Annotated in this window: 12 protein-coding genes and 1 tRNA gene; 7 read left to right on the top strand and 6 right to left on the bottom strand. The window is 49.9% G+C overall.

What is annotated here, in order from left to right; genetic code table 11:
* The 3 genes from KK078_RS22470 to KK078_RS22460 all read right to left on the bottom strand — a co-directional run.
* Positions 1-503 (bottom strand): hypothetical protein (locus KK078_RS22470; protein ID WP_254092572.1); only part of this gene is annotated, 503 nt, incomplete at its 3' end.
* A 305-nt stretch (positions 504-808) separates the two neighbouring features.
* A complete protein-coding gene (gene recR, locus KK078_RS22465; RefSeq protein ID WP_254092571.1) occupies positions 809-1423 on the bottom strand; it encodes a recombination mediator RecR in 615 nt (204 codons plus the stop codon).
* A gap of 51 nt (positions 1424-1474) precedes the next feature.
* On the bottom strand, positions 1475-1756 hold the full coding sequence (locus KK078_RS22460) for an ATP-dependent Clp protease adaptor ClpS (RefSeq protein WP_254092570.1): 282 nt from the start codon (positions 1754-1756) through the stop codon (positions 1475-1477).
* A gap of 121 nt (positions 1757-1877) precedes the next feature.
* On the opposite strand from KK078_RS22460, the gene KK078_RS22455 reads away from it, so the two are divergent.
* Complete coding sequence (locus KK078_RS22455) at positions 1878-3341, top strand: sodium:solute symporter (RefSeq protein WP_254092569.1); 1464 nt, start codon at positions 1878-1880, stop codon at positions 3339-3341.
* Between the two features lie 221 nt (positions 3342-3562).
* Here KK078_RS22455 and KK078_RS22450 read toward each other — a convergent pair whose 3' ends face one another.
* Positions 3563-3877 (bottom strand): T9SS type A sorting domain-containing protein, encoded by a 315-nt coding sequence (locus KK078_RS22450; RefSeq protein ID WP_254092568.1) that lies wholly within the window; start codon positions 3875-3877, stop codon positions 3563-3565.
* Between the two features lie 91 nt (positions 3878-3968).
* Positions 3969-4346 (bottom strand): MGMT family protein, encoded by a 378-nt coding sequence (locus tag KK078_RS22445; RefSeq protein WP_254092567.1) that lies wholly within the window; start codon positions 4344-4346, stop codon positions 3969-3971.
* Between the two features lie 67 nt (positions 4347-4413).
* Between KK078_RS22445 and KK078_RS22440 the strand changes: the two genes are divergently transcribed.
* The 4 genes from KK078_RS22440 to KK078_RS22425 all read left to right on the top strand — a co-directional run bounded on the left by KK078_RS22440 (position 4414) and on the right by KK078_RS22425 (position 8135).
* Positions 4414-5952: a hypothetical protein gene (locus tag KK078_RS22440; RefSeq protein WP_254092566.1), complete on the top strand. Its 1539-nt coding sequence runs from the start codon at positions 4414-4416 to the stop codon at positions 5950-5952.
* A 98-nt stretch (positions 5953-6050) separates the two neighbouring features.
* A tRNA-Ser gene (locus KK078_RS22435) sits at positions 6051-6135 on the top strand.
* A gap of 96 nt (positions 6136-6231) precedes the next feature.
* Complete coding sequence (locus tag KK078_RS22430) at positions 6232-7290, top strand: DNA-methyltransferase (protein ID WP_254092565.1); 1059 nt, start codon at positions 6232-6234, stop codon at positions 7288-7290.
* On the top strand, positions 7287-8135 hold the full coding sequence (locus KK078_RS22425; RefSeq protein WP_254092564.1) for a NotI family restriction endonuclease: 849 nt from the start codon (positions 7287-7289) through the stop codon (positions 8133-8135). The genes KK078_RS22430 and KK078_RS22425 overlap by 4 nt, the downstream gene beginning before the upstream one ends.
* A gap of 277 nt (positions 8136-8412) precedes the next feature.
* On the opposite strand, the gene KK078_RS22415 is transcribed toward KK078_RS22425, so the two are convergent.
* Positions 8413-9720, bottom strand: a complete 1308-nt coding sequence (locus KK078_RS22415) for a phospholipase D-like domain-containing protein (RefSeq protein ID WP_254092563.1) — start codon at positions 9718-9720, stop codon at positions 8413-8415.
* Positions 9721-10176: 456 nt separating this feature from the next.
* Here KK078_RS22415 and KK078_RS22410 point away from each other — a divergent pair, with 456 nt between their 5' ends.
* Both KK078_RS22410 and KK078_RS22405 read left to right on the top strand, forming a co-directional pair.
* Positions 10177-10509, top strand: a complete 333-nt coding sequence (locus KK078_RS22410) for a hypothetical protein (RefSeq protein ID WP_254092562.1) — start codon at positions 10177-10179, stop codon at positions 10507-10509.
* Positions 10510-10661: 152 nt separating this feature from the next.
* Positions 10662-11975 carry an AAA family ATPase gene (locus tag KK078_RS22405; protein WP_254092561.1) on the top strand — a complete coding sequence of 438 codons (1314 nt, stop codon included), beginning with the start codon at positions 10662-10664 and terminating at the stop codon, positions 11973-11975.

Raw genomic sequence — 11975 nt, 5'->3', positions numbered from 1 at the left:
TATGCCCCCAGCGCGCCAGGTGTCGCGAAATTCGGCTTAATGGCCAGTGCATCACGCAACAGGAAAACGTCGGCAGCGGGCTCGTACCGGCAGTGCAGCTGATTTACGTGGTTTGCCTCTAGCCGATGCTCGTCGTACTCTACAAAGCGCAGATCGTACAGTGTAATGCGGTAGCGGTCGCTTTTCAGGTCTACTTTCAGCTTGCCCGAGAGGACTTTCGTAGTTATCCAATGAAAGCCGGTACCACCATACCAGCGGCCATCGAACGTCAGTCGGTCGAAGGAGGCCAGCAGTGTGTTTTCGTCCATGGTTACATCGGCTACACGTGAAAGATGAGAGTAAAATGTGCGGAGATCTTCTGCGTGGAGTGTCGTGTCGATCACATGTTGCCAGATCAGCTCGTGACCATCGACTTTAAAATGACCGTACGATGTGATAGGTTGTTGTGCCGCAGCTGCAAAGCCGGCCAGCCAGAGGCCGGCAATAAGTATACAGGGTTTCATAGGATGGGATTTATGTTACCCTGAAAAGTGCAAGCCAAATGCCAAAAAGTCGGAGACCTACGGAAATTTATACAGGCGGGTTAAGCCGTACTAAAGCCCTACTTAAGCCGTACTTACTTCCTATGGAAGTGCTATGGCAGCCCGGGGACAGAACCCTTCCAGGCACCTGACATGCCGTCAGTTTTTGCTATACGCCCATGCAACCGGACTCATTACTATAGCTTCGATATAAGCTTACTATAAGTCAGGGATAGCTTTGCTATAGGGATGCTATAGGGATGGGGATAAGGATGCCCTAAGGCTGGCTAGTTGAACAACGTGCGGCCAGTGATGCTTCGGCCGAGGGTGATCTCGTCGGCGTATTCCAGGTCGCCCCCTACCGGCACGCCCCGGGCAATGACGCTGATGCGCAGGTCGAGGTCTTTAATGCGGCGGTTGATGTAGAACGCCGTCGTATCGCCTTCCATGGTCGGACTGAGTGCCAGGATCACTTCCCGCACAGGGTCAGCCCCCTGGCCGGTGCTGAGTCGCTGCACCAGCGATTCTATTTTAAGATCGGCCGGTCCGATACCATTTACGGGCGAGATCACGCCCCCCAGCACATGGTACAAGCCTGTGTATTGGGCGGTGTTTTCAATCGCCATCACATCCTTCACATCCTCCACCACGCAGATCATGGTGCGGTCGCGGCGGTGGCTGGCACAGATGGAGCAGGTGTCGCCGTCGCAGATGGTGTGGCAGCGGCTGCAGAATTTGATATTGGCGCGCAGGTTGTTGAGGGCGTCGGTCAGGGCATAGGTTTGGATGTCCTTGCCTTTGATGAGGTGCAGTACGAGACGCAGGGCCGTTTTTTTTCCTATCCCGGGTAGCTTCGCGATCTGGTTAACGGCTTCTTCTATCAATCTCGACGGATACTCCACGGCACTTACGGAACGGGTTAAACAATCGGTACGGGCAGGTCGTGCGCCTGCTTACAGAATGCGGGCATCGATGCCTTCCTCGCAGATCGCCTCGCGCATGGGGCGCAGGAAATCGAACGTGCCGTTCTTCACGGCACACTTGCCCTTATAATGAATGAGCCACGTGCACTGCTCGGCTTGCTCGTTGGTATGCTTACACACACGGATCAGCGTCTGGATCACGTGCTCAAACGTATTAAAATCGTCATTGAACACGACCAGGTCCATGAGGTCGGTCGTCTCGACGGCTTCCAATACATCGGTTAACGTTTCTTCCTGATATTCGGGGATCATGTATGACAAATCAATTTAAATACAAAGGTAATGATTTCCCGGCGGAAGTGCGAGCACAGCCCCGCCGATTTGGTTTTAACAGGATTTTGCGGATTTTGTTCCCAAATTCGAACGAAAATCTATGACTCCAACCCTGGTTGCCACCATCATGGCCGTGTATTTCGGCATGCTGATCTTCATAGCCTACCTCACCTCCCGCGGCGCCGACACCAACACGTTCTTCACCGGCAACCGGCAAAGCCCCTGGTACCTGGTGGCCTTCGGCATGATCGGGTCATCCCTGTCCGGTCTCACCTTTATTTCCGTGCCCGGCAAGGTAGGCGTCTACGGCTATGGGTATTTCCAGGTCATCATGGGCAACCTGGTCGGCTATTGGCTCATCCTGGGCGTGCTCATGCCGCTGTACTACCGCCTCAACCTGGTGTCCATCTATACCTACCTGGAGCAGCGGTTGGGTACCGCCGCCTACAAAACCGGGGCCTTCTTCTTTGTCGTGTCGCGCACCATCGGCTCGTCGCTCCGCCTCTACCTGGCGGCCACCGTGCTGCAACTGTTTTTGTTCGACGAGTGGAACGTGCCGTTCTATGTAACCGTAGCCATCACCATCCTGCTTATCTGGGTATATACCTTTAAAGGCGGCGTAAAGACCATCGTGTGGACCGACAGCTTTCAGACGTTGTTCCTCGTGTCGGCCGTGGTGATTGCCGTATGGCAGATCGCCTCGCAGCTCGGTCTTTCGCCCGGCGCCATGGTCGACACGATCCGCAACAGCAACTACTCCAAAATGTTTTACACCGACGATCCCACGGCCGGCAACTTTTTCCTGAAAGAGTTCCTGGGCGGCGTCTTCATCACCCTCACCATGACAGGCATGGACCAGGAGCTGATGCAAAAGAACCTGACGGTAAAGACACTCGGCGGCGCGCAAAAAAATATGTTCTGGTTCAGCCTCATGTCCGTCGCCATGAACCTGCTCTTCCTGACGCTCGGCGCATTGCTATACCTGTACATGGAAGCCAACCCCGACATCGCCATGCCCGCCTCGCGCGATCACCTCTTTCCCATGCTGGCATTCGACAAGCTGGGCCTCGCCGTAAGCATCTTCTTTTTATTAGGCATCACCGCCTCCTCCTACGCCAGCGCCGACTCCGCCCTGGCCGGCCTCACCACCTCGTTCTGCATCGACTTCCTCGACTTCAAGAACAAAGACGAAAAGAAAAAGCGGCAGCAGAAGTTCATCGTGCACTTAGGCTTCTCGTTGTTGTTTTTATTAATCATCGTGATCTTTAACGAGATCAACAAACAGTCCGTCATCGACGCCGTCCTGACCATCGCCGGCTACACCTACGGCCCGTTACTAGGCTTGTTCTCCTTCGGCCTGCTGACAAAGCTGCAAGTCCGCGGCAAGCTCGTGCCTATAGTCTGCGTATTGTCACCCGCCGTGACGTATCTCATCGCGCTGACCTCCACGCAGTGGCTGGGCGGTTATAAATTCGGACTGGAAGTGATCTTATTGAACGGCATCCTCACATTCCTGGGCTTGTTATTCATCTCAAAACCCAAAGAAGCTCGCGTTACTATATAAGACTGTAGATCCTGGCGCCGGTTTGGATTCTGGCGCCGGTCTCCGACCGGTGCCCAGTATGGTGGCAGTCTCCCGACTGCCTTTCGACCGCAGGTCGCGGACCAGCCCCATATAAAAAGGAAAAGGCCACCTCAAGGACGAAGCAGCCTAAACCCGATTAAAACCAACCCCACTATTTCTTACATGTGCATCCACCACGGGAGGGCGATGCGCGCATGCTGTTATTTCTTAGTATACTGATACTCCTGTATCTTATCCCCTTTCGTCAGCCGTATGATGTACGTGCCATACTGCACACTTCCAAAATCGATGACGACCTTGCGTTTTTGCAGTTGCTGCGAAGCCAGCAGATCACCGCTGACGTGGAATATCTCCACCGTTGCACCGACAAAGCTTTTCTCTGCTTTCAGAATGAAGAGGCTGTTTTCACGGGCCGCAGGAGGCGCGGGCACCACAGCGTCTTTAGCATGTGTACGCTGCACCGGGGCAGCGATAGAGAGAAGGCCGGCAACAAGAACTGTGACGAGGGGTTTCATAGTTATTGTCTTTTGACAACGGGTAATGCGAACGCTGTGCCACGCGGCAATTGCCTCAAATCAGCGTGCAAAGTGGGTTGGCCGGAATTTTTTATCCCTTTTTGGGAGCGCGTTTTCTTGCTTTGGGTTTGTCGAGGGCGAGTTCCGTCGACGGATCCCAGTATACATCGTTGAAGTGTTGAATTTTGTCGTTCACCACCTTCACGCCCTCCTTCTTGAGTCGCGACGCCATGGCTGAGGGTGGTTTGAAGTGTACCTTACCTGTTAAAAGTCCGCTGCTGTTCACCACGCGGTGGGCAGGCACATCTTTTGGACAGCCGTGCATGGCCCAGCCGACCATCCTCGCACCCGATTTCGCCCCCAGATAATGGGCAATTGCGCCGTAGCTGGTGACCCGGCCGGCGGGGATCAGACGGCACACTTCATACACATCGTCGAAGAAATTGGGGGTAGATTGCGTCTTTTTCATACGTGGCATGTCTCCAAAACCCGATCTTATTAACTTTACGACCTTTAAATAAGCAAACTAGATTCTTGTGAAGCAATCCGCTATTGTTTTTTTCCTGTCTCTGTGCTGTGCTGCTGCGTTCGGTCAGTCTTCGCATTTGATCTTTCCCGACTCCACCGGCTGGAACGTCCTCGACGAAAACCGGGAGCTCCGCTTCCAGGTGAAGTCGCACGCTACGGCCTCCAAATTTTTCACCATCGACGGCGCCGACGGCCTCGGCATCCAGTTCGACTCGCTCGGTAATTTCTACTGGAAACCGTCCTACGACCTGGTCGACCGCGTATCGCTGCAAAAGGAATTCTCCGTCATCTTCCAATGCGCCTATAGCGACGGCCGGCGCGATCGCAAGACCGTTACATTCATCGTCCGCCACATCAACCGCCCGCCGGTAGTGGAAGAGTTACCGGCATTTTACGTCAAGCAAGGCAACCTCAACACCTACCAGATTGCCGGCGAGTTTGTCTACGACCCCGACGGCGACCCGATCGTATTCCGCGCCATCCGCTCGCAAATGCCCGAAGGCTCTGCCTTGTCCTCCCTCGGCCAGCTCACCTGGACGCCCTCCCGCAGCCAGTTTTCCGGCCTGCGCGGCAACCCCCTCAACCTCGAGTTCATCGTCCAGGACCAACCCGACAAAGCCGAAACCACCGGCCGCATCCGCGTAGCCCAAACCCAGCAGGACCTGCCCCCCGACATCCAGCTGGTGCCCGGCGACACCCTGTTCTCCATCAAAGAAGATGAAACCCTGAACCTGAAGATCTACATCTCCGACCCCAACGGCGACGACAACGTGCGCAGCGTCGGCTTCATCTCCAGCGACAAACGCGTTCCGAACGCCGCCCTGAAAGAAAACACCGCCCTGCAGCAGGAATTCACCTGGACGCCGGGCTACGACTTCGTTGACGATGCACAGGTGTCGCTTACAACGGAGCTGATCTTCTTCGTACTGGACAAGTCGAACAATCGCACACAGCGGAAGATCCGCATCAAGATCGCCGACACTGAGAATTTGATTAAGAAGGATGCGCACCTGTTCCAGAAGTATCGTACCAACCTGGTCGATTGCATGATCCTGATCCAGCAGTTAGACCAGCATCAGAAGAGATTGAACGCTGATTATAAATCGGCCAAGAAAGGCAAGAAACACCGCTCGATCGTCAATGCCTCGCTGGGTGCTGTAACGGGCTTTACCCCGGCGATGGTAGATAATCCTGACCAGTCGAAGATTGTGTCGGCGGTGGGTGGTACGACGGTGTTGACCATGGGTACGCTGGAAGCCACAGAGGTTATCGGGCGCTCGAAAGATGCCATCCTGGAGAAGATTAAAATGAGCATCGAGATCCGCAACCGCATTCAGACGGCTGGGGACGAGTTTGCGCGTCGTTTTGCGCTGAAGTCCGAGCGGCGGAAGCCGGATTTTGATAAGGAGATTGAAAAGCTCCGGGCGATCCTGAGTGATCCGCGTATTGTGCTGCTGGAATTGGACGCGTATCATAAAAGTGCGACGAAAGTCGATGACAGAGACCTCAAGAAGACGTTTGTGGATTTTGCGGACGAGCAGAAATAAGGTTCGTGGGTGCGAATGTTGTAATAAAAAGCGCGTTTCTTTTGCCAGAAAAACTGAATCTGCTACATTTGCAGTCCTAAAATGAAATAAACACACACAGAGGAGTGGTAGAGCGGTTTATTGCACCGGTCTTGAAAACCGGAGACCGTAACAGGTCCGGGGGTTCGAATCCCTCCTCCTCTGCTTGATTGATTGCTAACCCATTGGGTATCAATGGGTTTTCTTTTTATAGGATGACATCGAAGGATGACAAATCATCCGAAGTACCCCCATTTCTACATGATACCAACCAAGAAACAGCACCAAAAAATTTCCTCTGAGGTGCTGACCTATCTTGATGGCCCGGCCACAGAACCGCTATTTATCAACGGGAACTCAACAGAAATTCTCCAACATTTCCCGGATGATTCTATTGACTGCATAATTACATCGCCTCCCTACTGGGGGCATAGGCAATATGACAACGGCGGGATCGGACTAGAGACCGAGTACACGGAATACGTAGATAATCTTATTGCATTAACTGCCGTAATCAAACTTAAACTCAAGAAGTCAGGATCATTCTGGCTTAATCTTGGGGATACGTATAAGGAAAAATCCCTTCAAGGAATTCCTTGGCGAGTGGCTTTTGCTATGATTGACAAACAGGGTTGGATTCTCCGGAATGACGTTGTTTGGAATAAACACAAAGGAGGGATTGACAGTAGCAAGGACAAGTTACGCAACGTCCATGAGTACGTATTTCATTTTGTTAAGAACAAGAAATACTATTACAACGGTAAGGACATACGGCATGACCCTAGGAAATCGCAAATAAGAAACGGACATGTCGTGTCTGCTACCGGTGTTACAGGAATTCGTTACCGAAGACACATCGAACTTTCAACGCTAACTCCCGAAGAAAAAGAGAATGCCAATGTTGCCTTGGATAAGGTCTTAGAAAGAATACGACAAGGTGAATTGAGTGATTTTCGAATGATAATCCGTGGAAGGCACCGAACCACCCATTCTGATTCTACAAAGGTTTCGGGTCGTGCAAAAGACTTGCAGAAGAACGGCTTCTATTTTCTCTTTTACCATCCCGATGGCACGATGCCCGGAGATGTCTGGGATGTCGTGCCCGAAGACTCCCAGAAACGAGAATTGCACTATGCTCCCTACCCGGAGGATTTATGTCGAGTTCCGATCCTTGCAACATGTCCGGAGAATGGGATTGTACTTGATCCTTTCTGCGGTACTGGGACAAGTATGGTTGTCGCATATAAGACGAATCGAAAGTCAATTGGAATTGACATCTCCGGTGAATACTTGAAACTGGCAAAAAAACGTATCAAATGAGTCGTTCCAAGATTTCTGAATTCTTCAATTTTCCCACCTGTGATACTACTCTCGACTGGGGGAAGATCGTGGAGGATCAACCTTGCTTTTATCTGAATCGTAAATGCATTAAAGTACGAAAAAGCGAACCCTCGATTTCAATTGGTACTTGTTCGGTACAGTATGGGAATTCAAACATCATCATTTGCCCCCATCGGCTACTCCAAAACAAAAGAATATTTCTCGACTCTATCCACCTCCTCACACTTCATGAACCAGGAAATGACCTTCATATTGTATCTGAACTTTCAATACCCGGAGGAAACGTTGACTACTTTTTAGTTTCTGCAAGGGATGGGAAGGTTGTTGACTTCGTTGGGATAGAATTGCAAACGCTGGATACTACCGGTACGTTATGGAATACACGCCAGCACTTTCTACAAGACATGGGTGTGCTTGACCCCGATCTAAATATACCGAATGCAAATTTCGGAATGAATTGGAAGATGACCGCCAAAACTATTCTGGTTCAACTTCATCACAAGATTGACACCTTCGAGCATCTGTCTAAACACCTCGTACTTGTCCTTCAAGATAACCTTTTGGAGTATATGTCAAGGGAGTTTTCATTTAGCCACATTTCCCGTACTCCGAGCATTGGACATGCCATGCACTTTCATTCGTACCAACTAGTTGAACCCGATGGTTGCTATAAAGAACTAAGGTTAATGAGACGCATGAGTACAGACGCAGCAGGTATTTCAGCGTGTTTAGGACTTCAAGCACAAGCCAGAGTTGAATTGGAAATCATCCTCGATGCATTACAGTCAAAAATATCTCCGAAAACCTTGTTTATCATCGCCTAGGCTTCAACCAACATTTTTAGTTTTCGCACAGTATTAACGGAGCGGTTTGTTATTTTGGATATTCTACGGATTGAAAAATTGCCGTTGTTAATCTAATCAGGTCAATAACGTCTTGATGTTTCTTTATTAGGGATTCCTTTGTTGTCGTGGCACCTAACTTGCGACCCCTATAGACCCCTTTAGCTTTAGCCAGTTTAATTCCTTGCGATTGCCTCTCTTTACGCAAGCTGTTTTCCATTTCCGATACACTGACTATTCACGCTACGATTGAAATTTGTTAACCAAACTCCTTATCACGCATCATGTCGTATAGGGGAAAAAGCTTTTCAAATTCCCTCATGACGGTGTCTGGAAATTCCTTAAGTGAAACTTCGGGATCTTCAATACGAAAGTCTCTGCCGATGACAAAATGATTGGAACTGTGATCACTCTTACAAAACGTATGAAGCGCATCCTCGTCCTCGAACGAACTTAATGGCACGTTTTCATCAAGCCATATAAAATAGGGGTCTCTTAATTTTTGACATGCTTTAAAGAATTGCTCACGATACACTTTGCTGCTGTTCATCTTATCACGAAAATGGCGGCGATCAAGTTCACTACCACCGTTGCCTTTTGCGAAGAATAGCCAAATGCCGATATCGTTTTGATGAATAATCACCTGTAGCCTGGCATGATTAATAAAGCTCTGTGTGTTCTCGGAATCATCGTCATCACGCGGTGAGTATTTATTCCGGTATTGATTTAGAAGCTCGTTGTTCTTGCCATAGCTTAGCCATATCGATTTAAGCTGTTTGGATGTATAGCCATCCTGGTGCGAAAAATGCGAAACAATAAATCGATCAATATGATGATGCGCCAGTTCTCTGAAATTCTTTTGGGCAAATAAGGGGAAGATTTGGCTGTGAAGTTCAAAGAAGCGATCATAAGCTGCTTTGCGTTCCCTGTTAGCTGCTGCCGAACGATCTTCCCATAGTACAGGACGAAAGGCCCAGTGATGCTCGTATTTAAAATAACGGTTACCAAAGTCTATTCCCTCCAGAGGATTACCAGTTGCCGGTTTCTTAAAGCCGGACTTCCGTGAACGGCGAACAATACCCTCAATCTCTTTGGTCTCATTATACCGATTTTCATACAGGGCAATGTTATCCTTGTTGATGGGGAACCCTGCATGAAATAGTTTGGTAAACCATTTTTGAATTTCAATGCAATCATCCTGATTTTCAACAAAAACACCCAATTCAATATTATCCTGAAAACCTCCAAGCGTCATATTCGCAGAGCCAACCACGGCAGTATACTTCAGTCCGTGTTGAAGCAAGTAGACCTTCGGATGGAAAGTTTTGGATGTCTCAAACAAACGCGCAAGAAAATTATCGGACAACCGCGATTGAATGTGGTATAAAGCCTTCGGCTCCGTGGGTAGGTCTGTGCCAATTAAAAATTTGACGCTTGCATGTTCGTTCTTAATTTCTGCTAATAACTGTTTTAACGCAGTCTCCTTTACCAAGGCCATCGCGACCCAAATTACATCGGCTGAATTTAGTAACGGTGCAAGGTCAGGGAATAGACGTTTCGAAATCATACCAGGGATAATGCGGAGTCTTTTGGGTAAATAACCAAAAAAACACCGCTATTTAAAATAGGCAAGCAATTCAATATTGTAAAACTTCGTTTCGGACAAGAAGGGAACCAGTTTGACACCTCTTGGATGACGTCCTTGGCAACAGTTTTTATGTAAGTCCACGCCCATCAGTAACCCCCAGGGCAGGAACCCAAGGTACCCGACTTTTGCTCTCCTATTACCATTTACATTTGTTTACATTATTAAGTATTCGACCGCTTTATTAAATTCCGCACTGGAAACGACCGTGTGATAATACCTACGATCGATACCGACTCTGCAGTCATCATAAGCATTGAAGTTTATCTATTTAATATCATTCTCGGCATTCCAGTCTATTTCTTTTTGAGATGGCTGCTAAAGCGGCTAATAGCAACCGACCGTAAGAGGAGAATAGTTACGTGGATAGCTACGATTTTGCTGACACCCCTGCTTTATATTTTAATCGTCCTGATTATTATCCTTAGCGTCAGCTATTATCCGTCAAAAAAATTCAGCGAGCAGCAATGGCTGAGGGACAAAGAACGGCGGTATGAGCTGTCCGAAGATTTAATCGAGCGCGAAATCTTGATAGGAAAAACAAAGCCGGACGTTCGACTCCTGCTTGGAGATGAGGGGAATGCCGACGAAAGCAACCAATGGAACTATTACCTGGGTTTCCGCCCTCAGTTATTCAGGATAGATCCGGATGTATTAACAATAGAATCTAAAGAAGGCATCGTTGTACGCGTGGAGCAGCACGGGACTTGAGTCGTCGGATGAAGACGGTGACAATTTGGAGGCCTGTAGCCAAAATTGCTAACCGCCGCCCAAATACCTATCTTAGCCCCACGTTTCACGAGGAAGGAAATCATACAATCCTGCCTACAGGCGGGACGTTAGTGGCAAACAACTACCTGAATATGAACGACGGTACCATCGACAGTCTACGGGAGGCGCTGAAGCATTCTCCGGACAATACACCTTTGCGCATGCTGCTGGCCGATACCCTGTTGAACCTGAACCGGTTCGAAGAAGCGGAAGCCGAATACACCCTGGTGCTGAAAGCCGACGGCAACGACCTGAAGGCGAAAACCGGCCTGGCGCGTGCTTACTTCCAGAAAGGCAATTATTCGGCCTGCAACGTGATCCTGGAAGAAGTGATCGAAAGCGGCCGGCAGGACGTAACGATACTGTCGCTGTATGCGAAAGGTTTGCTGAAAGAGCATTCGACCGGCAAAGCCATCGAGATCTATAAAAAAGCACTGGCACTCGATCCAACCTATTTCGACGAAGAGCTGGACAGTCAGCTTCGCGTACGGGGCACCTACGAACAACAGGAAGAAACAACGGAAGCGCCGGACAGCCGATTCTTACAAAAGCCTACCGTGAACTTCCAGGATGTCGGCGGTATGGAATCCGTTAAAAAGGAGATCGAGCTGAAGATCATCAAGCCATTGCAGCACCCGGAACTATACAAAGCCTACGGCAAAAAGATCGGCGGCGGCATACTGCTCTACGGCCCGCCGGGATGTGGCAAGACATTCCTGGCCAAGGCAACAGCCGGACAGGTAAATGCTAAATTTATCAACGTTGGGTTGAACGATATACTGGATATGTGGATCGGCAACAGCGAGAAAAACCTGCACGCCATCTTCGATCTTGCCCGGCGCAACGCTCCCTGCGTATTGTTCATCGACGAGATCGACGCCCTGGGCGCCAGCCGCAGCGACATGAAACAGTCGAGCGGACGGCACCTGATCAACCAGTTTCTGCAAGAGCTGGACGGAATCGACAATAACAACGAAGGCGTGCTGATCCTCGGGGCGACCAACACACCCTGGAATCTCGACCCTGCCTTCAGACGTCCGGGCCGGTTTGACCGGATTGTGTTTGTCCCGCCTCCGGATGACACGACACGCGAGTCGATCCTGAAGCTCAAGCTGAAAAACAAACCGACAGCCGCCATCGACTACAGCCAGATCGCAAAAAAGAGTGAGCATTACTCCGGCGCCGACATCGACGCCATGATCGATATCGCGATTGAGCTCAAGCTGGAAGCCTCGTTCGCCGACGGCATCCCCCAACCGATAGATACCAAAGACTTGCTGAACGCAGTAAAGAAACATAAGCCCAGCACCCAGGAGTGGTTCATGACGGCCAAGAACTTTGCCATGTTCGCGAACGATACTGGCTTATACGACGATATCCTGAATTACCTGAAAATAAAGAAATAG

The organism is Dawidia soli, from assembly GCF_018598185.1.
Classification (GTDB): Bacteria; Bacteroidota; Bacteroidia; order Cytophagales; family Cyclobacteriaceae; genus Ohtaekwangia; species Ohtaekwangia soli.
Note: the sequence above shows the minus strand (reverse complement) of the source record. Positions and strands in the feature narration are given on the sequence as shown.